This is a genomic window from Leptolyngbya sp. NK1-12 (genome assembly GCF_032598965.1).
Lineage (GTDB): Bacteria > Cyanobacteriota > Cyanobacteriia > Elainellales > Elainellaceae > Elainella.
The window spans coordinates 3,929,472-3,952,976 of sequence record NZ_CP053586.1 but is presented as its reverse complement, the minus strand read 5'-3'; the positions used below and the strand labels follow the sequence as shown (position 1 = coordinate 3,952,976).

Annotated in this window: 20 protein-coding genes; 8 read left to right on the top strand and 12 right to left on the bottom strand. The window is 50.0% G+C overall.

The annotated features are described in order from the left end of the window. Positions 1–115: 115 nt before the first annotated feature. Positions 116–247, bottom strand: coding sequence for a photosystem II reaction center protein Ycf12/Psb30 (gene psb30 / locus HJG54_RS16755; RefSeq protein ID WP_035996723.1), 132 nt, complete (start codon positions 245–247; stop codon positions 116–118). A gap of 245 nt (positions 248–492) precedes the next feature. Here psb30 and HJG54_RS16750 point away from each other — a divergent pair, with 245 nt between their 5' ends. The 3 genes from HJG54_RS16750 (at position 493) to HJG54_RS16740 (ending at position 1,785) form a co-directional block, all read left to right on the top strand. Continuing rightward, positions 493–843: a YkgJ family cysteine cluster protein gene (locus tag HJG54_RS16750; protein ID WP_035996726.1), complete on the top strand. Its 351-nt coding sequence runs from the start codon at positions 493–495 to the stop codon at positions 841–843. Between the two features lie 136 nt (positions 844–979). Continuing rightward, the gene (locus HJG54_RS16745) at positions 980–1,444 is read left to right on the top strand and encodes a TMEM165/GDT1 family protein (protein WP_316430107.1); all 465 of its coding nucleotides are present in this window, start codon (positions 980–982) and stop codon (positions 1,442–1,444) included. Positions 1,445–1,491: 47 nt separating this feature from the next. Beyond that, entirely contained in the window at positions 1,492–1,785 is a 294-nt protein-coding gene (locus HJG54_RS16740) for a TMEM165/GDT1 family protein (protein WP_316430106.1), read from the top strand. A gap of 457 nt (positions 1,786–2,242) precedes the next feature. Here the strand turns inward: HJG54_RS16740 and HJG54_RS16735 are convergent, their stop codons facing one another. The 5 genes from HJG54_RS16735 to HJG54_RS16715 form a co-directional block, all read right to left on the bottom strand. Continuing rightward, positions 2,243–4,246, bottom strand: a complete 2,004-nt coding sequence (locus HJG54_RS16735) for an ABC transporter ATP-binding protein/permease (RefSeq protein WP_316430105.1) — start codon at positions 4,244–4,246, stop codon at positions 2,243–2,245. Positions 4,247–4,390: 144 nt separating this feature from the next. Next, a complete protein-coding gene (locus tag HJG54_RS16730) occupies positions 4,391–5,254 on the bottom strand; it encodes a DUF72 domain-containing protein (RefSeq protein ID WP_316430104.1) in 864 nt (287 codons plus the stop codon). A 5-nt stretch (positions 5,255–5,259) separates the two neighbouring features. Then, positions 5,260–6,954 carry a sensor histidine kinase gene (locus HJG54_RS16725; protein WP_316430103.1) on the bottom strand — a complete coding sequence of 565 codons (1,695 nt, stop codon included), beginning with the start codon at positions 6,952–6,954 and terminating at the stop codon, positions 5,260–5,262. A gap of 377 nt (positions 6,955–7,331) precedes the next feature. After that, complete coding sequence (locus HJG54_RS16720; protein WP_316430102.1) at positions 7,332–8,693, bottom strand: pentapeptide repeat-containing protein; 1,362 nt, start codon at positions 8,691–8,693, stop codon at positions 7,332–7,334. Between the two features lie 133 nt (positions 8,694–8,826). Continuing rightward, on the bottom strand, positions 8,827–9,045 hold the full coding sequence (locus HJG54_RS16715) for a hypothetical protein (RefSeq protein WP_316430100.1): 219 nt from the start codon (positions 9,043–9,045) through the stop codon (positions 8,827–8,829). 286 nt (positions 9,046–9,331) lie between these two features. On the opposite strand from HJG54_RS16715, the gene HJG54_RS16710 reads away from it, so the two are divergent. The 3 genes from HJG54_RS16710 (at position 9,332) to HJG54_RS16700 (ending at position 13,947) form a co-directional block, all read left to right on the top strand. Further along, complete coding sequence (locus HJG54_RS16710) at positions 9,332–11,548, top strand: CapA family protein (RefSeq protein ID WP_316430098.1); 2,217 nt, start codon at positions 9,332–9,334, stop codon at positions 11,546–11,548. Between the two features lie 76 nt (positions 11,549–11,624). Then, complete coding sequence (locus HJG54_RS16705) at positions 11,625–12,497, top strand: aldose epimerase (RefSeq protein ID WP_316430097.1); 873 nt, start codon at positions 11,625–11,627, stop codon at positions 12,495–12,497. Positions 12,498–13,074: 577 nt separating this feature from the next. After that, the gene (locus HJG54_RS16700) at positions 13,075–13,947 is read left to right on the top strand and encodes a S1 RNA-binding domain-containing protein (RefSeq protein WP_316430096.1); all 873 of its coding nucleotides are present in this window, start codon (positions 13,075–13,077) and stop codon (positions 13,945–13,947) included. A gap of 12 nt (positions 13,948–13,959) precedes the next feature. Here the strand turns inward: HJG54_RS16700 and HJG54_RS16695 are convergent, their stop codons facing one another. Both HJG54_RS16695 and HJG54_RS16690 read right to left on the bottom strand, forming a co-directional pair. Next, positions 13,960–14,661, bottom strand: a complete 702-nt coding sequence (locus tag HJG54_RS16695; protein ID WP_316430095.1) for a glycoside hydrolase family protein — start codon at positions 14,659–14,661, stop codon at positions 13,960–13,962. Positions 14,662–14,684: 23 nt separating this feature from the next. Continuing rightward, positions 14,685–15,344 carry an SDR family oxidoreductase gene (locus HJG54_RS16690; protein WP_316430093.1) on the bottom strand — a complete coding sequence of 220 codons (660 nt, stop codon included), beginning with the start codon at positions 15,342–15,344 and terminating at the stop codon, positions 14,685–14,687. 423 nt (positions 15,345–15,767) lie between these two features. On the opposite strand from HJG54_RS16690, the gene HJG54_RS16685 reads away from it, so the two are divergent. Next, positions 15,768–16,529, top strand: a complete 762-nt coding sequence (locus HJG54_RS16685) for a DUF1997 domain-containing protein (protein WP_316430091.1) — start codon at positions 15,768–15,770, stop codon at positions 16,527–16,529. A 196-nt stretch (positions 16,530–16,725) separates the two neighbouring features. Here the strand turns inward: HJG54_RS16685 and HJG54_RS16680 are convergent, their stop codons facing one another. The 4 genes from HJG54_RS16680 to HJG54_RS16665 form a co-directional block, all read right to left on the bottom strand. Next, entirely contained in the window at positions 16,726–17,547 is an 822-nt protein-coding gene (locus tag HJG54_RS16680; protein ID WP_316430090.1) for a CAP domain-containing protein, read from the bottom strand. Between the two features lie 256 nt (positions 17,548–17,803). After that, positions 17,804–19,513, bottom strand: a complete 1,710-nt coding sequence (locus tag HJG54_RS16675; RefSeq protein ID WP_316430088.1) for an SBBP repeat-containing protein — start codon at positions 19,511–19,513, stop codon at positions 17,804–17,806. Positions 19,514–19,707: 194 nt separating this feature from the next. Further along, on the bottom strand, positions 19,708–20,466 hold the full coding sequence (locus HJG54_RS16670; RefSeq protein ID WP_316430086.1) for a hypothetical protein: 759 nt from the start codon (positions 20,464–20,466) through the stop codon (positions 19,708–19,710). Positions 20,467–20,629: 163 nt separating this feature from the next. Beyond that, complete coding sequence (locus HJG54_RS16665; RefSeq protein WP_316430085.1) at positions 20,630–22,297, bottom strand: peptidase M15A; 1,668 nt, start codon at positions 22,295–22,297, stop codon at positions 20,630–20,632. Between the two features lie 198 nt (positions 22,298–22,495). On the opposite strand from HJG54_RS16665, the gene HJG54_RS16660 reads away from it, so the two are divergent. Continuing rightward, positions 22,496–22,729 carry a hypothetical protein gene (locus HJG54_RS16660; protein ID WP_316430083.1) on the top strand — a complete coding sequence of 78 codons (234 nt, stop codon included), beginning with the start codon at positions 22,496–22,498 and terminating at the stop codon, positions 22,727–22,729. Positions 22,730–23,505: the final 776 nt, after the last annotated feature.

Below are 23,505 nucleotides of genomic sequence, written 5' to 3'. Positions count from 1 at the left end.
TCAGTATGTCATCTGCTAATGCAAAAAGGGGCCAGTAGGATAGCTCTTTCCTACAGCCCCTCGTGCAGTTGTTGACGTCAGTGCTGTGAAAGCGCTGTAAAAGCTCAACGAGTTTCTACAGATCGCCACCCCGAAACGCCAAGACAAAAATTACGGCTGGTCCTGCAATCACGATCAGCGCCAGCATGGTTAACTGGGCGATCGTTTCCCACTGAATGCTACCGACTAAATTCGTTAAGAAGTCCATTGCTCCTCCCAAACTAACCCAAACGATTTATAAGTGTGATCTAGATAGCGATATCCGCCTTTTATTTTACCTGGTAAGGGTTCCCATCTCAGCAACAAGATTACAGGTTACTGACACTGGCATCGAATCAAACTGCTGCGGTGACAGAAAGCTAGAGTAGGGTTGCAAGGTGCCTGCTGTCCTAGTTGAATTCTTGTAAGAGTGGGTAGGCAGTTCCGGTAGCAGATGGACAAAAAGGAATTTGTATGGCGACGTGGCGTTGTGTCAAACAGTGTGGGGCTTGCTGTCATTTGGATCCGAGTGATCGGCCTGATCTGGATGAATACCTGATGCCCTCAGAGCTAGAGTTATATCTCAGCCTGGTAGGTGAAGATGGCTGGTGCATCAATTTTGATCAGGCGAGTCGTGAATGCCGCATCTATGCCAACCGCCCCCGCTTCTGTCGAGTTGAACCAGAAGTTTTTCACGATCTTTACGGGGTTGAACCGGAAGAATTGAACGACTTTGCAATTGACTGCTGCCGTCAGCAAATAGAAGGAGTATACGGCCATCGCAGCCTAGAGATGCTGCGGTTTGATCGAGAAGTTGGCATTTAGCACGGTTCCCTTCAGCCCATCTCCCTAATGATCATCGAAACGCGACTTGTCAGAGAATCGCAATATCCAGTTGCGCTTCTACCCTATCCTGGAGATAATAATGAAAAGAAAATGAAAGCCGATCCCCTAATTGCGCGTGGAACACTCACTCATATCTCGAACCTCAACGGTAACGCTAGAAGAGGCTCTTTCCCCATCGTCAACCGAATTAACTGCTGCTGAGCCGATTCTGACTGAATTCACCACCTCGTCCAGTTTAGATTCTGATTCTGCCGATGTCTCTCCAGCAAATCAATCTCGTTGGACCAAAGCAGAACCCAGTGCCGAACTCAAGATTTTCTGCTCCACCTTTTTGACCATCTTTTTGGCCGAGTTGGGGGACAAAACCCAAATGGCGACCCTGCTGATGACGGCAGAATCTCACCAGCCCTGGATCGTATTTGCAGGGGCCGGTTCAGCCCTAGTCGCTACCAGTCTGATCGGGGTTTGGTTAGGCTGTTGGCTAGCTAAGCGCGTCTCGACCAAAACGCTGGAAAAATCCGCGGGCCTTCTATTGCTACTGGTAGCAGCTCAGTTGGTTTGGGACGTTTTTCATCTGTAGAGTAGCGGTAAACCAAGAGCAGTCAAGAGCAGTAACCGGAGAAGCGTATGGATTGGCACCTACTGGGACTTAGCTTTGTGATGGTGTTCATCTCAGAACTGGGTGATAAAAGTCAATTAGCTGCTATTGCCCTTGGTGGTAGCTCCAAATCCTTGCGGGCTGTATTTCTAGGAACCGCTGCAGCCCTCTTGTTGGCCAGCTTTTTGGGCGTGATTTTGGGCGAAGGCATCTCTCACCTCTTACCCATGCACTGGGTCAAAGGCATCGCCGCCGCCGGATTTACAATTATGGGTCTGAAACTGCTGCTGGCAAGAGAAGAAGCTGTTCAGGAGCAGGATTAGGGGAGTTTTGAGTTTTGAGTTGGGTGGGGATGGAGTTGTTTAAGTTTTGAGTTTTGAGTTTTGAGTTTTGAGTTGGGTCGGGGATGGATTGAGTTAGGGTAGGGTAATTTAACCATTCCAGAGCTGACAGTTGCAAGCAGAAAATTGGCGGTGAGTAAGATACTCGCGCTCTTCTCTAATTTGGTTGAATTACTCAGCAGAAAAGCAGGGTCTGTAAGTTTTTCTGTGCGCTAGGCTGCCTGACCCGCCCGCAGATAAATCGTGGTTGAACTGACACAAAATTCTGTACAACCTCGCAGGACCGAGTGATTTAATCACTTGATTCTACTTTCCACTCAACTCAAAACTCAAACAACTCCATCCCTCACCCAACTCAAAACTCAAAACTCAAAACTCAAAACTTAAACAACTCCATCCCCACCCAACTCAAAACTCAAAACTCAAAACTCAAAACTCTTTAAACAAACGCTTCCGCATTCACCACATAATCTCGAGTTGGTGTCAGTTTCCAGCTGCCGTCGCCGCTGAGTTCCAAAACAAAGTCGTGATACTTCAGCAAGCTGGTTCGATGACCAACACTAACAAACGTAGTGCCCATGCCGCGTAGCTTCTGGTAGAGCCGCTGTTCGTTGCCCAAGTCGAGGGCGCTGGTGGCTTCGTCGAGCATGGCATAATGGGGCTTGGTCAGAACCAAACGGGCAAAGGCGAGGCGCTGCTGTTCTCCCAATGACAAGACATCAGCCCAGTCTAGCTCTACGTCGAAACCGCCAACGCGATTCGGTAAATCTGCCAGGTTTACTTGCTCTAATGCTGCATGAAGCTGTTCGTCGCTGGTTTCTTTGTCAAGATTAGGATAAAGGAGTTGATCGCGCAGGGTACCCAGCACCATGTAGGGACGCTGCGGCAAAAATAGCATTTCCGATAGGTCGGGCCGCACAATCTGTCCGGTGCCAGTGTTCCACAGGCCTGCGATGGCCCGCAGCAAGGAGCTTTTGCCCACTCCGCTATGACCAACAATCACCAAACCCTGTTCAGGCTGCAACCTCAACGATACTTCACGTAGCAGCATGCGTTGCCCTTTCGGCGTCGCCAACGAAACATCTTCCAAGGCAATATGGGAATCTTCTAGGGTGTGGATCGCACTCAGCCCTGGAGGTGGAGGTTGGTCTTGAGCATCCAGCGCTTGGGTAAAGGTTTCGAGACGGTTAATTCCGGCTGCAAAGCTACTCAGCTCATTCATTTGCAGCACAACCAGAGCAAAAGCGTCAAAGATTTGGCTAAAGGCAAACCCGGCCTGAGTGATATCGCCGAAGGTAATTTGCTGAGCAAAATACATGGGCGCTAATATCACGGATGGCAGAATGTAGGTGGCATAGCGGTAGGGGACTCGGAAAAAGGCCAGATTTCGCTGCCAGCCTACCAAAAAGCTGAAGTTGCGTAGTACTTCAACAAACCGACGACGCAATTGACCTAACTCGTTCGCTTCTCCTTGATAAAAAGCAATCGATTCGGCGTTGTCCCGCACATGCACCAACCCATAACGGAAGTCTGCTTCTCGTCTGAGTTGGTTAAAGTTGAGTAGAATCAATCGTCTACCGATCAGCGTGGCAACTAGCGTACCGATAATTGCATAGGCGACCAGAAAAACAGCCAGGAACTTCGAAAGAGACCAAAGGATTCCTGTGAAGGCTACTACGTCAATTACAGAGCTTAGAACCAGCAGCAAAAAGCTGAGACTGGTTGCTGTAAACGATTTAATATCTTCAGAAATCCGCTGGTCGGGGTTGTCAATATCTGCTTCAAAATTGATCTCGTAATAGGCGCGGTTCCGAAAGTATTGTCCCAGGAATTTTTGGGTCATCCAGTCCCGCCACCGCAGTCCCAATAAATCTCGAACATAGGGATAAAAGGCACTGATGGGAGTTGCGACCACAAAAACGCCAGCATAAACAAAGAAGAAGCGCCAAAATGTGGGTTGGTCTCGTTCTGACAACGCGGTGGTAAAGAAATTACCCACGTAGCTGATGATCACGTTCATGCCGCTGACCGACAGGGACAGTAGCAGCAACCCCCCCAAAAATAGCCACTGCTGCCAACGCTGCATCAGTTTGCCACGCATCAGGAAAAAGATAGCGGCTGGAATCAACAACGTTGCTGCCACGATAAAGATGGCAGGCGGTCTGGTAATAGCCTGAATCAGGCCAACCAATCCACCAGCTGTTTGCTGCATAAATTCAGGAAACAGAGCCTGAGCCAGCAGCACGCCTGCACTGACAATCACAACCAGCAACCCAAACAAAAACACAATCAGCGACATCAGCAAAACAAAGAACAGCTTGCCGCTGTGGGGAGACATGGGAAACCAGTACGGCTGAGCAATTTTGATAAATCGGTTCCAGAGCTGGCGGTCAAACCGATTGAGGCGTTGGAGCGATGGACGGGATGAAGGTACGGCGGTCATTCAGCTTCTATGGGTGTAGGGGAACGAGGATGGGTCATTAATTGCACTATTCTAGGTGCAGATTCAAGCTGGTCCAAAGTGATTATCAACCCAGTGATATCTGCAGATAATCAGCGGCAAATGAATGGCAATTAGTCGTTGATTCTAAAACAGACTGAGCTGAGTTACCAGAGGCGAATTTGTTTCCAGCCTGTCCCAAGGTAATGACGGGACGGGAACCGGCTCCTGTTCCAGCAAATGCTGAAAATGACGAGCTGTACCGGGTGAACGCTGCTCGACTGGACAATGAACGAAAAAATACACCTGCTGATTTTGCTGCAGCCACTGCCCAATTTGCTGACTCCACTCCTGCAAGAACGGCTGATTATACTGCGATTCCGGATGGCTGATAAAGCGAACCAGGTTAAACGGCGCGGTGCTGACAGGCTGGAGTGGTACCTTGGGCTTGCGGCGCTCAGAGGCGATTTGGGGATCGTCAGGGCAGGTGTAAATTGGACGAGTATCCAGCAGGACGCGCCCCACTCCCAAGGATGTCAATAGCTGATTCAACCGCTCATTAGGCTCAGCCTCAAACCAGTTCAAATGACGCACCTCGACGGCTAGATTCACCTGATCCCGGGGCATAGCGGCCAGAAAAGTTTGCAAGTCATCAAAGGCATCTGGACTGTAGCTAGGCGGCAGTTGAGCAAACACCACCCCAAGCCGATCCCCCAACCCCTGCATTCGCTCTAGAAAAGCGATAGTCTCCGCAATTGTGGGAGCCAGTAAGCCTTGATGTGTCAAAGTTTTAGACAATTTAGGACAGAATTTGAAGCCTTCAGGGGTGGCAGCAGCCCAGCGGCGAACCGTTTCGGCATCGGGAATCGAGTAGAAGGTGGTATTGCCTTCAACCGCAGTGAACCGACGGCTGTAAAGATGCAAAAAATCAGCTGCTCGACTACCCGGTGGAAACAGATCTCCCACCCAGTCCTTATAACCCCAAATTGCACACCCTAGCCAAAATTCCATGCCTTCTATACTAGAACATCGCGGTCTTGAAGTTGGTCGGAGAGAAACTGGGCGACAGGATGGATAGTGATTGGCTTGTTCCAGGTAATCGCGTATCTATGGGAACGACCACTCGCAACTGACCAACGGTGGGAAAGATTAGAACCGCCAGTTTGCTTCACGGGTAACTCAATCCAGAATTCGCTGCCTACCCCCAATTGGGAATAGCATTGCAGGTCACCACCATGTATATTGACAACAATATCGCGGCTGATGAATAACCCTAAACCGCTGCTTTGATTGCCTTCAACAGATTTAGTGGTAGAAAACGGCTCAAATAACTTGTCTTGGACTACATCAGGAATGCCGCCACCGTTGTCGGCAATGCAAATAATCACCCTCGGATTCCCACCCTGTGGATCGGGAATTTGCAGCGTGCGAATTGTCATCTGCGGTCGATAAGCTGAAGACTGTATTAAATCGTTATTTTGGTTTTGCTCGTTGTTTTGCTCAGCTAGCTGTTTTTCTTCTAGAGCGTCGATCGCATTACTAATCAGATACAGAAAAACCTGATTAATTTGATTGGGATAGCACTCAACGGGCGGCACGTCTCCGTATTCGCAAACCACCTGGATGCCACGGCAACTGGAGCGAGGCTTGAGCCGATGTTGCAGAATCAACAGCGTATTGTCGATGCCTTCATGCAGATTAGTAGGTTGCATCCGTGGAGCATCGGGACTGGAAAAGCGCTGCAGTGCCAGAACCATTTGACGAATTCGCTCACCTCCTAATTGCATAGCAGCCAGCAGTTTGGGAAAATCTTCTGCAATAAAGTTGAGGTCTAGTGTTTCTAGCGCTTGCTGTAAAGCCGGACTGGGAGTGGTATGTTCCTGCTGGTACAATTCCACGAGTTCGAGCAATTGCTGAGCATACTGATTGGCATGGCTGAGACTGCTACAGATGAAGCCAGCCGGATGATTAATCTCCTCGGTCAGACCTGCCATCAGTCGCCCCAGACTAGACAGCTTGGCTTGCTGCATATGGCGAGGTTGAAGTTGGTGAAATGCGACTGCGAATGCCTGAGCTTGCTGCTGGGTTTGGACGAACAGTTCTGATTGTTGCAGGGCAACCGCGAGCTGGGTGGAAATTTGGGTCACCAATTCAATTTCCTGCGGCTGCCATACTCGCGCCGTTGCACACTGATGGAGACAGAGCAATCCCCAAGGGTGATCTTGCAGCAGCGGTACGGTTAGACTGGCCCGAACTTGAAATCGAGCGAAATCATCAATCGGGCCTATCCGTAACCCAGCCGTATGAATATCAGCAATGGCATCAACTTGACCCGATTGAAGCGAAATGGCATCAAGTTCGCCAAAGCAATAATGTTGCACCCTGGCCGCCAAAATTGATGGAAATTGCGGCAAAACCGATTCAGCAATAAATTCTCCTCCAGTCAGGGCTGGATCAAACCGAAAAATGGCAGCCCGATCAGCTTTTAGCAGTTGCCGTACTTCCTCAACGGCAGTTTGAACGGTAGTATCCAGGTCTAGACTTTGGCGGATCTTAGCAACCGCTTGAAATGCAGCTCTAGACTGGTCAAGCAAATTACTCGGCTCAGGAGCAGATTGGTCACAGGCAAGAGCTAGGAGTTGCTGCATTTGCTCAAAAGCAGCTTGGTCCCGGCAGCAAGCTCGCAACTGGTCTAAATAGGCTGAATTCATATGGGCTGGTAAATGTGAGAAAGCAACGGAAGGTTTGAGCGGATGCCAATTAATTTAGGTGCAATCGTTCAGGTGCAATCGTTCGGGTGCAGTCGTTCAGGTGCAACTGAGACAAAGTATGGCAAATCGACCGGGATGACGAAATTGGTCAAAACCCCTAAGTTGAAAGTTCGCTCAAGCCGTTAGGCTTCCGTAAAAATCAGGAAACTAATTCAGCAATTTGTGGGATTTGCAGAGTCTGGAGCAGGCCGCAGTTAGGGAGATTCATCGAGGAGTTAGAAGTAGGAAACATGCCGGTTGCTAGGTCCATTGACGAGCAAAATTGCTAGGGCAATGGGAACACGCAATGGGAACGCGGCCTCAATCCTCGGTTTAACCTACCGTTCTAGTAAATTGGGAATGCCGTCACAGCCGCCGGGAATTGTAGCTCGAGTTGCTGAACCGCCCCAAGCACAGCAGTAATAGCGTTGCTCCTCTGACAGTCGCTGCACGCCGGTCAAATCAGCTCCTTCAATCACAGCCCCAGTGTGAGCACCAGTCGTGTAGTCTGGAATGTCGGCTCTGGTGCGGGGTGAGGCCGTCGCTACAGGACCATAGAACAGACGGGTACCCATCATATCTGAGCCAGCCAGACTTGCCTCACATAAGATTGTGCGAGCAAAATTGGTTTTGACCAGGTCACAGTTGCGCAAATTAGCCCGAATCAAGTTAATGTCGCTTAAATCAGTCCAACGCAGGTCGGTGCCCGATAGGTCGGTACCAGCTAGCATTACACCTAGATCAATCACCCGCACCCCATAGTTGCGGTCTTCGGCATAGCCGCCCGTTCCGTCGAGAATGGCCCGCCCCAGCCGCCGATCGCGCTTCAGCGGAGTCAGTAGACGAGAGCGCGACAAAAACCGCAGCACTTTGGCTTTACCACTCGCATCAATGCTGCTAAGAATGGCCGCCGTCCGTCCTTCTGCAACCGCCCGTTCTTGGGGCCAGTCTTCGAGCAATCCTTCTTCATCCAGCACTAGCTCTGAGATGCCCTGGAAGTAGGAGTCGATCGTTTGCTGTTGCGTAATGATGTTTTGTTGAATCGTCAGATCTTTAGAGATAACGTACTGACGCCATGCAATATACACCGCCAGGATTGCAATCAAGATCTGCCCAACCGCACCAAACACCTCGCCTAAGGCTCCGATGGCCTCCCAGTTGAGATTCTGGTACCAAGGCAAAAACCGGTTTCCCCAACCGCTCAGGCGCAGCAAGCCAATTCCAGCCAGGGTCACACCGAGAATGCTGACAATAATTCGTCTTTCTTGAACCGAGAGCAATTCGTTGATTGCTCTAGATCCCGTCACCCAAAGAATTTGCAGCGACAGCAGCATCGCCACACCTGCGCCCGCCAATCCCATCCAAAAATTGTCAACCGTTAGCCCAACCAGCATTAAAACCAGGGCCAATAAGATCAGTAGCGTCACTGGAAGCGGTTGCCGCTGGGGTGCCAAACGTGGCGCATAGGGTTGAACAGAACTACTCGCGGCAAAATCGTCTTGAGGGGAAAGCTGAGCTGGCGAAACGGAACGCTCAACGGGTTGGACTGGCATGCGAGTAGACGAGCTAGTGTCCATCGAGGATGATTTTGCACCGTTGGCATCCGCAGAAATTGAATTGGCCGCTGAGCGACGCAACTGAGCTGGATTTCCTGATGTCGAATCGTCTGGTGAAGCTGGGAAACGGGGATCCGGGGTCATAGAAAACTTCGGTTAGGATGCGCTAGGTCAACCTTGAGATAAGGCATACCCTAACCATAGGATAATTTCTGTTTCCTGATCCTTTAGTTCAGTCGTTCAATAATTCCTGGCGTCAGTTCGACTGACCCCAATCCTACGGGCGAGGCATGGTGAAAAAGCTGACGGATTCGCTGGCTTCCCGCTTGATTTGGCCGCTATAAATTGCTTGATGAAGTTCTTCTAGCACAGATAAATCAGCTGTTTGATAGCCACGCACGGCAATCACCTGGCGAATCAAACCTTCAGACTCAACACTGAGGTAGCCAGTCTGGAAAGCGGATTGGACAAGGCGGTTGATCATGGAGCGCGACATGGCAATGATGAACCCTGAGCAAGATCTACTCCTCAATTGTTGTTGATCGGTTTGCAGCTTAGATTGATTGAGATCGATCGAATGATGTGATCTAGAATTTCTCCTCATGTGAGAAAGGTCACTGGCCCAGTCCTACAAGTGGCATTTTTCCATTGATTCAGGCTGCATTTTTCTTTGAGTAAGCCAAAATGAATTGCTTGGGTTATCTTTGACAAATGATTTTTGGCTTAGAACATAGAAGCCTTATTTCAGCAGAGCAGCTTGTGAGCCGAGAGGAGTGAAGTGAATGACCAATTTAGACAGTACCTGGCAAGCTTCTGTAATCAAACTGGCCCAGTCAGGCAATTCCCGCGCCATTGCGTTTTGGTTGAATCGCTACTTGGTTCCCCAGGGAATTTGTGCTCAGGTGGAGACCCATCCATCTGACGGTCTGCTGCTGCGGGTGGTCTGTCGTCAGGTTCCCGATGGAGATCGGTTGGTGCGTTTTATTTGCCACCGGCTCTGTAAGCTGGATTCTCCAGCGATTCAGCGGGTGCAGATTACGGCTCAGATGGTGGGATCTCCCCAAATTCTTTGGCAGAAGTCAGCCCGGATTATTCCCCCCTCGGAGCGACAAAATCGACAGCAATCAACTGGGAATGTCTATGCGTTCCCCCAATCGGCTCAGGCCCCGACAACATCTACTCCTACGGCAAGTTCTGAACATGCTCCCCAACCGGCTGGTTCGGATCGCAGTTCCCAACTTGGCTTGCGGTTCCGCTGCTTACCCACCCATTGGACCAGCATTTCCCGCTTTTGGCAGAAACCTGGGCAAAAAACTGGACAGAAATCTGGGCCATCAGCGACGCAGATTAAATTCAGCTTGAGCAACTTACAGACCACCGCCCTGGAACTGACCGACCGCTCAATTCACTGGTTTATGCAGCAAAAGCCAGCAACTCGTGCTGTGATGCTGGGTGGCTCTGCCGTTGCGGCTTTCTTGTTGGGCTGTAGCTTTGAGCTAGCCGGATACTATGCCAACCCCAGCGCCTTCCAGCAGTCTAAAGCAACCTTAACCCGGATGCTGCGTTCTAGTGCGGTGCTAACCGGGTCGGTGAAAACCTCCTCCGAGCGGATTCCGGTGATTCAACAACCTGTATTGAATCCCGATGACCCAACCGTGAGCTTGATTTTTACCAACAGCGCCACCCTGACTCGTGTCCCCACTAGCCAACTCACCCCCGCTCCAGTTAGCCCCAGCCCAGTTCCGCTCGTGACAACGATCGAAAGCTATCGGTTAGCCGACATGATTGTGACAAATTTAAACAATCCACTTGGCCCAACGGCATCGGAGCAGCCCGCTGAGCAAAAAAGTCAGACTGAAGGACAAACCAGCCAAGCCGAGTCACTCCCGAAAGCTACTGAAGAGAGTGAGGCATTGTCTGCTGATGCTGAGCCTGATGCTGAGCCTAACATGAGAGCCAATCCAGAGGATGATGGCCTTGCCCCAACCGACGAAATGGTACTAACGGGTTTACCAGAAGACGACACGACAGATGGTTTGACCGGCAGCGATAGCGAAATTGAGCGAGCCAAGTACGCAACCGAAAATTCCGACGGTTCTGAGGCGGAGGCAGAGCAGGCTGCAACTGAGGATGCCAGCCGACTCAGGCGTAAGAGCAAACCGCTGATGCCCCAAGAGTTGCTGGCTAACGGCATAGATGTAGTCAATGTTGCTAGTAATGCCGTGGTTGTAGAGGGGATAGACCCACTCACCCAGACGCTTGAGCTGCTGAAGCAAAACGGAATCCATGCTGTTGGTGCAGGAGAGGATTTGCCATCGGCCCGGCGTCCGCAGATTTTTGATGTCAAGGGGCAGCGGATTGCCTACTTGGGCTATTCTGATTCTGCGACTCGGCCTGTGAGTGCGGGCACGGCTGGGATTAATGTCGGCGTCAGTCAACAAATGGAGGAAGACATCAAGGCCATTCGGGATCAGGTGGATTGGATTGTCGTCAGCCTGAACTGGAATCGTGAGCTGCGGGCCTACCCAGAAGAGTGGCAGGTAAAACTTGCCCATGCAGCAATCGATCAAGGAGCTGATCTGGTGGTGGGCTATGATGCCAACGTCACGCAAGGAGCTGAAATCTACAACGGAAGACCCATTGTTTATTCGCTCGGCAGTTCAGTGGATGAATACAACGACAAACCTGCCGGTAACTATGACACAGTTGCGCTCAAAGTCAGCTTGAAAGAGCACATGATGGAGCTGGAATTTTTGCCGATTCAGGTAAAGCGCGGGCAGGCCGAAGTCGCGAAAGGCGAGTTGCAAAAGACGCTATTGCAATATATGGAACAGGCATCCAGTTTGTTTGATCATCCGCTCCGGTCCTCAACCAGCCTCAACTCCCAACTGCGCCTCTCTTTGCCCAGCGCTCCAGATGCCGAGATGCAGACCGATCCTTTCATTAGCTACCCGGAATCACCCGCTGCCACCGAAGCCAAACCACAGGAGCCGCAATAGAGGCTTGAACCTAGAATAGGGAGAGTAGCATCCAACTCAGAACCACTAATCCAGGAATCAGTCAGGAGATGAATCGGTGTTTGCAGTCACCACAGAGCAGCGACAATACAAGACCTATATCTTGACCGATCAAAACAGTTCGGCCTGCTTAGAAGTAGTGCCAGAACGGGGAGGCATTATTACCCGCTGGCAGGTGCAGAATCAGGAGTTGCTTTACCTGGATGCTGAGCGATTCAGCCACCCAGAGCAGACAGTCCGAGGCGGAGTGCCAATTTTGTTTCCAATCTGTGGCAACCTACCCAACAACCTCTATACCTACGGCGGTCAGCAATACAGCCTAAAGCAGCATGGATTTGCTCGCGATTTGCCCTGGCAAGTGATTGATCAGGCTAGTCAGGATGCAGCCAGCATTACTTTGCAACTCGTCAGCAACGAGCAAACACGACAGAGCTACCCATTTGACTTTCAGCTCAACTTTACCTATCAACTACAGGGGCATTCGCTAATTCTGCAACAGCGTCATACCAATCGGTCCGACCAGCCAATGCCGTTTTCAACCGGGCTGCATCCCTACTTCCTGGTAGGCGATAAAACTCAGCTTCAATTTGAAATCCCAGCCGTGCAGTTCCAGGATCAGCAAACCCAAACGCTGCATCCGTTTACAGGCAACTTTGATTTTGACCGAGATGAAATTGATGTGGCCTTTCGCCAACTGGGTCAGCAATCGACGCGGGTCACAGATCACCAGCGGCGGCTCCGCCTCACGCTCGACTATGATGCCACCTACTCGACCCTGGTGTTTTGGACAATAAACGGCAAAGACTATTACTGCCTAGAGCCTTGGAGTGGGCCACGCAACGCTTTGAATACCGGAGAGAATCTGGTGCAGCTAGAAGCGGGTGCTACGTTAGAAACCAGCGTGCGGCTAAACGTAGAGTTCTTGAGATAACTGCTTCCGCCTGACGGTTGTAAGTTATTGGGTAGGGTGAGTACTTTGCTCACCCACAAGCTAGATAGTTCTGCTCCTTACACGGAATAGTTTGCTTTCCTTCTGCTGCACGACTGCTGCTCTATCTAGGTGTGCGGTTCCCAAATATAGTATTTTCTCAGGCACTTCTCTAAATGCTGGACCTGGTTCTGATGTCTTAGGGTAGGTAGCAACGGTAAATGCTTTAAAGCCCAGCAGTGAATTTGGGTTTGAATCATGTTCATATGCACAGAAGGTAATTTCGATATGGGGGCAAATCTTCTATATTCAGCTTGGCTAATCTTGATAAATTTCACTAGTTCCCAAGGTAGGGATAGTATGCAGATTTTGTAAATTTCGCTACGGTTTACGGTACACACTATCCATTGTTCCCGGCTGATCTTGGGAGGCAACAATTGTCAAGCTTGCAGGAATACAGGTTTCAAGGTTCATCCCTGCCAGATGCCAAAAGAATTGATTATATTTAGGAAGTCTGGAAGTCTGGGAGCCAAAAACAGCTATCCCGCGACAGCAGATTGATTTGACTAGGAGGCTCACGTTGTCCTTTTCTACTGACGATTTTGCCAAAGCGCTTGAACAACACGATTACCAGTTTCAAAAGGGCCAAGTGGTTCGAGGCAAGGTGGCAAGCTACGAATCTGACGGTATTTATGTAGATATTGGTGGCAAAGCTGCGGCGTTTCTGCCAACCGAAGAAGCGTCTCTAGGACGGGTTACGAATCTGGCAGAAGTTTTGCCCCTGGGTGAAGAGCGCGATTTCATGATTATCCGTGAGCAAGATGCAGACGGACAGGTGACGCTTTCACTGCGACAATTGCAGATGAAGCAAGTCTGGCAAAATTTGGCTACCCTGCAAGAAGAGAAGCAAAGCGTTCAAGCCAGAGTCAGTGGAGTCAATAAAGGTGGCGTCACGGTTGACGTGCAGGGCATTCGTGGATTTATTCCCCGCTCCCACCTGGTTGAACGAGATAGCCTGGAGGCTCTGATTGGCAAGGCATTAACCGTCAGCCCAATCGAGGTCGATCCGGAACGCCGACGATTGGTGCTCTCTCAACGGTTGGCCACTCAGGCCGCTAGTTTGAGCCAGCTGGAAGTTGGACAGTTGATCGAAGGGAACGTGTCTAGCATTAAGCCGTTTGGGGTGTTCGTCGAGTTTGCGGGCACTTCTGGCTTACTGCACATCAACCAGGTCAGTAAGAACTATGTTGCGTCGTTAGAGGCGCTGTTTTCCCATGGGCAGCCCATCAAGGCCTTGATTATTGATATTGACAGCATCAAGCGCCGGGTCTCGTTATCGACCAAAGTGCTAGAAAACTATCCAGGTGAAGTGCTGGAAAATTTAGCTGAGGTAATGGCCACTGCCGAAAGCCGAGCTGAGAAAGCCCGCGGTTCCCTAGAGAAATCAGTTTAAGCCTGTTGATACCTAGCCTGTCCGCAGTTCTTCCTCTAGCATCTGGTGATAGATTTGCGGCAGTAAGTCGGTCATGCTGTTCGGTTCAATCCCATAGCCGAGACTAGTCCAGGTGGGAGACAAAATTGCCAACACCTCCTCTAGCTGTCCCTGACGTAACAGTTTAACCAGATCCACCCCCCAAGCCTGCGGATCGCTGAGCCAGCGATACACTACTTGATCCTGAAATTCTGGTGCAAAACTAAACTGCCGGGAGAACCAAAATCCAGGCGGTTGGGGATGATACTTGGCAGCTTGTTCTAGCCAAGTAGTAGTGATGAACTGATAGCGTCCGGCTGCCGTAGTGCAATTGCCAATATTGGGGCCAACCACAATTGGTATACACAGATCAGGATGGCGGCTGAGGTCGCTGATATGGTCACCGCCGTACAGGATCGAGTAGGGACGGGGACTATTGGATTCTGCCGCCGAAATCGTTCGCATTAAGGCTCGGATGTGGGGATCGCCTCCCTGCATCACCAATGGAGCTGGCTGGAAATCCCAAACCGGATCGGTGGGCGGAGTTGGTTTAGAAAGCAAGAAATGTCCAACCGTGAAGGTGACGCCAATTGCCAGTAGGGTTGGAATAAGGCGCTGATAGTTTGGCTTCGGAGTCTTTAGCGGCTGGCTGACCTCAGTTGAGGCTTGGGTTGGAGGATGCGCGTCGAAATTCACTCGTGCAAGGGTAAAACAGAAACTTATGCCACATTAGCAAATAGCGCTTCAAATGGTTGGGCTGTGGCATCAGGCTTGGCAATAATTTCCACAATTTTGTTGCGAGCTGCTGGTTGAAATAAGCTCTCAACGCAAACTTGCGCCACTTTGGTACGCGGAATACTGCCATCAAATAAACTATCTGCCTTTGCCATCACAATTGCATCCGAGTTGTCTTCATTTTTCAAGCCGCCAGGGCGCACAATCGTGTAGGTGAGGCCGCTGTTTTGCAGATACTCTTCAGCTCGCTTCTTCCAAACCAAAATCAACCAAAACAGATTTAACGGATGGAAAAGCTGGGAGGTACAGAGAGAAGAAACCATGATGAAATGCTCAAGGCCGTTTGCTTTCGCTGCATCCACCAGATTTTTCGTGCCTTCGTAATCCACCTTGTAGGGGCCGGTAGGATCAAAGCTAGGGGCCGCTCCAGTGGCCGAGATCAGCACCGTACTATCGCCCATAGCGGCTCGGAGACTGTCTGGCTGCAACACATCTCCCACCACCAAATTAACTCCGGGCGGCAACACTTGGGCAGCTTTCTCTCGATCTCGCACCAAGGCAGACACTGAGATACCCCGCTGGACTAGTTCTTTGACAATTCGTCGTCCGGTTTCGCCTGTAGCTCCTGCAACAAATGCTTTCATCGTGATTTCCCCTGAACTCAAAACGATTTGATCAGTTTCATTATTGGGCCACATAGTTCTAAGGCCCACTCTTCAGCTTACATCGCAGACAAAGCACCCTAATCTGGCTACAGCCGGATCTCCGTGAATCGACCGGCTTTGAGGCAAGCTTCGGTAGACCTTTGATTCGACTTTCCGTAGATTAATCATGGTTAGGTTTACGGTAGTAAGGCTATGCTGAGCGAGTTGAGCACCATACTGCTATTTACACTCTCACGCTTGGGCACTTATAACCATCGATAGCAGTCTAAGGGTTTCGGCGTATCCATTTCTTCAAATGAGAATGGCTAGAATTAAGTGTTCCTTTTTGGATGTTCGGTTAGGATATCCATAAGGTGAGTCGCTGAGCAACCATTGCAGAAACCATTGCAGGACAGTCTACTTATGCAGGCAAATTCGGCTGAACAGTACTCCCCTGAAACCACTCCCGCCATTTTGGGCGCGTCTTCTGGTGTGATTGAAAGTGCTGCTTTGGAAGGATATACCCACGACAACATTCACGGCGAGCAGAAACCTTTCTGCTTTCATGGCTCGTTTGCGAGCTGTATGGAAATGTATGCAGATGCTGCAAAGGTAGCTAGCTATTTAGATGCGCATCGGGCTTGGTTCCCTCGCTGTGCCCAACCCATGAGCACCGAATCGATTGGGGAAAACGGCTATGCTTTAACCATTGGTCGCTATGGCTCTTTTGGTTACGAAGTCGAACCCAAAATTGGATTGCACCTGTTGCCACAAGACCACGGTGTTTATCGGATCCAGACCATTCCTGTTCCCAATTACCATCCGCCTGGCTATGAGGTTGATTTTCAAGCGGCCCTGCAACTGGTGGAAACTGCACCGGATGCTGCTTTGATCTCAAGTTTCAAACGGGCTAACCTGGTTCAACCTGAGCGCATTACCCATGTTGAATGGGAACTAGATCTAAAGGTTGTAATTCAGTTTCCCCGTTTCATTCACGCCTTGCCCAAATCACTAGTGCAAAATACGGGTGATCGGTTGCTGAATCAAATCGTGCGGCAAGTTTCGCGGCGTCTCACCCAAAAAGTTCAGGAAGATTTCCATACCACGACTGGGGCCGCTTTTCCAAAAAAACATCGCCGTTTACACTGGCAGCGAGATCAGGAAACACCTCTAGAAGATACCTAAACGATCTCCAAGAGATACCTAAAGTGATATCTAGAATGACATTATAACTGACCTGATCGCCGTTAATCGGTGAAGCTGATGCCAGCAAGATCAAAATAATCAAAATAAAGGGTGGAGCACTCCACCCTCTTTTTGTTGGAAAGTTTGTTGGAAAGCTTGTTGAAAAGCATTAAACTTCCTGCATGAATTTCTGATTCTAAACAGGCGCACCAAACACTTGAGTCCAGTAGTAATTCCAGTTTTCATTACCGCTGTCGCTGGCCAAGAAGTAGTAGCCAATTCCGATTTCCGTTACATCTGGATTAAGCAAGTTAGCGCGATGCCCGTTGCTATTAATCCAGCCCTGCACCACCTCAGTAGCGGTTTGATAACCAGCGGCAATATTCTCAGCGACAACAGACCAACCGTAGCCCGTAGCAGTCACTCGTTGAGCAACCGATGAGCCATCAACTCCAGTGTGGCTGACAAAATCCTGGAAAGCCATATTCTCCGAATGGGTTTGGGCAGCTCTACTTAACCGACTATTTAGAGTAACAGGCGCGAGGCCATTTTGCTGCCGAAAGTTATTTGTTAGGCTAACAATCTGATTAATGATGCTGGCAACAGAAACTGTTGCAGGAGAGGAAATACTGGTCGTGCTGCCGGTTGGAATGCTTGGAGTAGTTGTCAGGTTGAACCGGTAATTGCTTGCTCCTGATCCTGTTTTGCCGACCTGAACAAAATAGGTTCCAGCGACTGCATTGGGAACGTTGATCAAATTATTATTTCTAGATCGAATTTTAGTTCGCTTGAGAATTTCATTGTTATCGATAATGCCATTCTGGTTCTGATCGCGAATCAGGTTGATCTCAATACCACGACCTGTACTTCTAAACTTGAGATTCAAACGGTGTGGACTATTTAGCTTAAAACTAAACAAATCGATTCGGTTACTGGCACTGACTCGGTTGCGGATCGGTTGATTGCTAGAAATCGCTGTTGCTCCACTGAGACTGCGGCCTAGTAAATGATTTGGCATGTTTCTCTATGATTAAGGGCTGGTTAGAGGACGTGTTGTAGTTCTAGTAAGCAAAAGTGACATTCCAACAGTCATCCTAGAATCTACTGAGATTGACTCAGACATAAAACCGATACGGACAGAGAACAATATCGAGCACAGAATTTCTCAGGGATAGCTATTTGGCAAGCACTGTAGCTCCAAGGTTTGATCAACACTTGATCGCCAGGAATTGCACAGAGCCATATTGATTGCCTTATAGGGCTAGCTTCAACTGCTAGATGTATTTCGCTAACCAAACATCGTAGTTTCCTTGATTTTGACTGCCGCTAGTTGGGAAGGTTCCCTGGGTTTGGCCACTGACATACAGCGTACCAGAACTGTCAGTAACAATTGCATAAGCTTCATCGTCTTGAGGTGTGCCCAGTTGAGCCGTGCGGGTCAGGCTACCATCGCTGTTGATCTGAGCAAGCCAAGCATCCGAGCCACCCACCGCATTGCTAAATAGGCCGGTATCTGTTTCGCCGGTCCAGTAAATTCTGCCAGTCGAATCGATTGTGACAGCTTGAGCCGAGTCTAGCCCTGTGCCGCCCACCTGCTTCACCCATTGCAGAGAACCACCGCCGTTGGTGAGGATGTATTTGGCAATAAATCCATCAGCTTCGCCGCCTCCATAGGTGTTGGCAGCCAGACTGCCCGAAGGCAGCGTGCCTCCAGTTTGACCCACGATGTACAGCTCAGAACCGTTGACGGCAATGGCGCGAGCATAGTCAGTTTCTGCACCGCTGCTTAAGGTTTGATTCCACAATAGATTGCCACTGACTCGATCAAACCCAGCAACAAAGGCATCTCCGCCCGTCAGATCCACATCATTGTTACTCGCCAGACTCAACGTAGCATCTGTAATGCCCGTGATGTAAATCGTGCTGTTGGCAACTGTAATTCCCGATGCAGCAGTGGTTTTCATTTGCCGAAATTCGGCGATACCGTTACGCCCAAAACTGCTGACAAGGTTGCCGTTACTATCGTATTTAGCAATGAAGGCATTCCCTTGACTGAACGGAGCCGGTGCCGCTTGACGAATGCCGGTAACATAGATATCGTTTCCGTCCAGAACAATACTCGACGCCGCATCAACAGCGCTGAAACCCAACAATGTACTCTTGATTTCCCGGATCCACTGCTCTTGGCCTGCACTGTTGTATTTCACAACAAAGCCATCGCTGTTAAATCCGTTGAGTGTGGCTCCTACAATGTAGTAATTTCCTGTGGCGTCAACCGCAATATCCGCAACAGCTGTAGTGCCGGAAAGGGACAAAGCTCGCTGCCATTCTAAGGTTCCATCTTTCCGATATTTCGTCACAAATCCACTGCCGCTGAACGCATCCGAGGCGGTGCTGACCCCAGCTACATAGATATCACCCGAACCATCAACCGCTGTGCCAAAAGCATAGTCATTACTGCCAGTGCCGAATTGACGAATCCAGATTGGGCTGGGAAAGGGAGCGGTCGGTGTAGGGGGCGGGGCGGGAGTCGGAGCGGGAGTCGGAGCAGGAATTGCACCCGAACTGACAGACGCATTCAGGCGATAGCGATTGTCTCCTTGACTGCCATAGACCCGTACATAATAGGTGCCGCCATCGAGTAGCAGGGACAGGGTACGACTGCGGCCACTGCTGCGGGCATTCAAGATGTTGATATGCTTTTTGATTTGCTGGCGAGTGAGATTACTGAATGGGGTTCGACTAATGGCTCGGAGTTGTTTGGGCAATCCTTTGAGGGAGAACAACTGGAAGGCTACCCTTGAGCGATTGCCAATTCCGTTTGTACTGAGATTGAGCGTGCTGCGGCCTGCGAGTCGAAGTTTATAGAGGTCGTCCGGGTCTGCTCTGCCAACCGAGTCCGAAAAAACTTGCAAATTACTAGTGAGATTACGGATGACTTTAGCGCCCTTGATGGCGTTTTTTGCCCGATCAAAACGTGCCATAATCTAATTTTTCGTGCGACTGAAAACAGATTTAGCAGTAAATGCAGCAAGATTATAAGAAAATCCGAAACTGATCCTGAATTGGCACCAGTTAAGGCATTCCTCCACAGGATTGCTGCAAGATGTTCAGTCTAGCAAAGGCGAAGACGGATTTTTGTGATCTCTCCAGAGACTTCGCAGGATGTTTACAAACGCTAGCTAGCCGCCATGCGATTGGTGCGGAAGGTGACATTGACGCCTTCGTTGGATTGTTCTAGCACTAACAGCGGCGTCGGTTTGGCCTTTTGGTCCCAGTGCAGGCGGGCGATCCGGCCTTGAATGGTGGGCTGCCAGTGGTCGTCGCCTTCGGGACTCATGAATTTCTGCATGCAGTCAATAATTTGACTGATAGTGACCGAGGTGGGCTGGGTGGGCAGCTTGGTTAGTTTAATCTGAATGCGAAACAGCACCCGCTTGACGCTTTTCTGCGAGCCAGAGAGGTCGTACTCCACATCAAAAATCTCATCGACCTGCCGTCCGGTGCTGGCAATTCCCACTAGGCCCTGTTCAGCTTGCGACGGACGCAGCGCAATCGAGATCTTCTCTTTCACCTTGATCTTGATCTGGTTCATGATTGCAAAGTGGAATTGCTCTTCTTCCATCCGCATCCGCAAGTAGTCCAGGTTGAACTCGCGCGAGTGGATCAAGTCTGGATTTTTTTCCATTTTGCTGATGGTGTTTAACGCCAGTTTCAGCTTTTTCTGAAGTTCTCGGTTCTTGTACTCTTCAAATCGTTTTTGCTTCTCTAGTCGATTTGTTTTGAGTTTGGTGTAAACAGCCAAACCGATCAGCAGAAGTCCCATTACCCCTGAGGTGAGCATCCACGGGTTTTGCAATAAACCCATTTTCGGTAGAGAAGCTTTTGGAGTTTGGGCTAACCGAGGTACTACAAGGATGACATGGGCTGACATCATAGCTGCCGCTGTGTAAGAGTCATAAAAAGTCAGGACTGGTCCTAGAATGCCCCCTGAATGGCCGAATTCCACATCCGCAACGACACCATCATGACATCACCCGTGGATAGAACCAATGCTCAACATTCAAATGAATCGCGATGCAGAGGCGCGGTTAGCAGAGCTAGGCTTGCGTCCATCGTACCCGATCGCCACGGGCATCGAGATAGCAGAGATAGGGGTAGTTGCGGTAGCGTCCTAATCCGCCAGTCCACCAGGGATCCAGCGTTCGGTAGATCTGATCACCCGTCAAACCGTCACAGTAAAAGGCGATGGCATCTCCAATGGCGTGACGATGGGGCGAAGTGGCTCTGCCAGTCATGGCCTCCATAGGGCGATACCAGGTGATGATGTGAAACGGACGGCCTAAACGATCGTAAGCTTGCTGGGCAAGGTCGGCGATCCGCACAATGGCATCGACGGTGGCTTGGGTGGTTGGTAGATGGATCCCAGCTTGGGTGGCTTCTGCCCAGGTTAGACATCCATTTTCCACAATTGCGGCGTGCATTTGCAAGTTGTTGGGAGTCCAATAGGTGGGGCGGGGCGGTAGAGGCAGCGGATCTGGTTTGGGCATGGCGTCGATCGAATCTCGCCGAGCGCCTTCTAGCCGCTGCACTTCATCCAGGAGCACCTGTAGGGTTTGTTCCCGTCCTTCTAAGCCCTGCCACATCTGGACGAGCCGAATTAGGGCCTCGCGCTGAGCGTCTGTTTCCTGGTAGAGCATGGGAATCCGCTTGATGAAATCGACCAAGGCGCGATCGAGCTGGGTGGCCACCGTAATCAAGGCATTGCGGTTGGGATTACTTGCCGCCAGCACTTGCGAATCTAGCCCCAATTCTTGCAATGCAGCGCTGCGCGACTCCAGCCCATACCAGAGCCGGTAGGTTTCAGTCAGAGCATTGCGCTGATCGCCTTTGCCTTGATAGGACTGACCAATCCGCTGTATCCATGCCATTAAGCCCGGATCGATCATGCTGATGCTAGTTTCGGCAGTGGGGGCGGATTCCAATCGAGCAATTGCCGCTTCGCGGGAACTGCACTGGTACCAAAGTTGGACAAGTCGCAGCAAGGACTCCCGCTGGTGAGGATAGCCACCATAGTTGGCTGGAATTTGCTGTAGAAATTGCAGGAGCGGCTGATCGAGTCGGGTTGCATCGAGGCTAGCTAGGGTGGGATCCGACTCGTCGCGCTCCAACAGAGCCGCTAAGGTAGATTGGCGAGTGTTGAACTGCCGCCAAATCCGAATCGCCTCTAGCAACGCTTGCCGCTGATAGCTGATACCCAAGTAATAGCGGGGAATTTCGCTGGTAAACCGCAGTAAAGCCGGATCGAGAAAGGCAAAACTGGGCGGTAGGCCAGCAGTCTTACAGTCAAGTGTCCAGTCTTCTAAATAGGCTTGCAGCAGTTTGCTGTCGCTAGTTGGCTCTAGGCGCGCGGCGGCTGGATCACTAGCAGGTGGCACATAGCCATTGGCAAGCATTTCAATAAACCGATCGGCATAGCGGCCTTGATCGGCATCCCAAAGTTCGTCGCCTTTCCAGCCCTGGGTCGCGAGTCGCTCGGTGATGCTGCGGATGGTGTTGGCCGCGTATTGCACCTGCTCAGCGAATGTATTGACCTGCTCTAGCGGAATTCGGTTGGCGGGGGAAATGCCCAAGCCCACCTCCCCGTCCCTGAGGCTAGGGCGGGCCTGTGCCACAAATAGAGCGGCCAAAATCGGCTTGTGGATGCCGGTACGAGTCGCTTCACGGAGATAGTAGTCATTACGCTGTTCGGCGCTTAATCCTGCCATAGCCAACCTGGGTTTGAGCAACACTAGAAATACTCTGCTAAATGGTAGATGAATTTTCCGGATCGGCATCAAGATCTTTTGACTCTGTTACGGTTGCTCCGCTAGGATTGCTGCATCGATTAGGAGTGGTTGGAGACTGGGCACAGAATAAAAGCATGGGCCGGAGGCAAAACTGTGTAGACTATTCGAGCCGAGAAATTGATTCTGTACGTGGTCCTGTACGACTTAGACAAACGGTTCAACGTGCAGCCAGTGCGGGAGCGCCAGTTTTTCTCAGAATGGCAAATGGGATTACCAGAACCAACTGCATCAGAAAAGCACCGGTTGGATCGCGCTAAGCAGCAGTATCTGTATCTTTCGACCCGCCCGATGCCAGAGGAAATTGTTGGTATCGCCCCAGCCCGAACGACCCGCCTACAGAATGATATCTAACGGCAGCAATTTTATCTTTCTGAAGCTGGTTCAACACAATGGGCCGCGTTATGCTTTGTCAAATGAGTTCACGTTAATGCTTTAATGGGGGAAAATGAGGGCTTTCACCAGATTTTGCGCATCTTGAAGCGACTTGCTGCAGTAATCGGTAATGAACGAAGCAATTGAGATTCAGCAATTAAAGCAATTGGCAAGTACTATAAGCTTTTTCGTCACTCAATAAAACCATAGAAACCAACAATCTATGAATAAATTAGTAGAATACTTGAAAACATTCAGAAAATATCTCAATATACGAGTAGCTAATATTTTTTTAACTTTTACTCGTTCGATCCAATCGTGTTACTTATATAGATTTTATGCAGATTAGAATGATTGAAATATAATTGGGTTTCTATTTGGCACAATTAGCTTTTTGTTGCATACATTACAAAATGCAAACATTGAAGTACAAAACGAAAAGCATAGCCGAATCGAATTTTCGTTCATGTCCGCCGTTGTTGAATAATAGGCTTGACGAGTTTGGCGTGATCCAAACCTCTTAAACCAGAACTTGTAGATATGCAACAAAAGATTAAACTTTCTTGCAGCTGAAGGAAAGAAATGACTCTACCAAAGTGCTTGAAATGCCTATCAATTCAAGGTTTTGCTGTTTTCCTATCTTTATTTGACATGCTTTGATTCCCTACTTCCCAGTTTCCCTATTTCTGCGACAATCAAGAGCAGCCTTACCAACCTCAAATTCAAGCCCTTAGCCTGTCTTTAGCCTAACTATA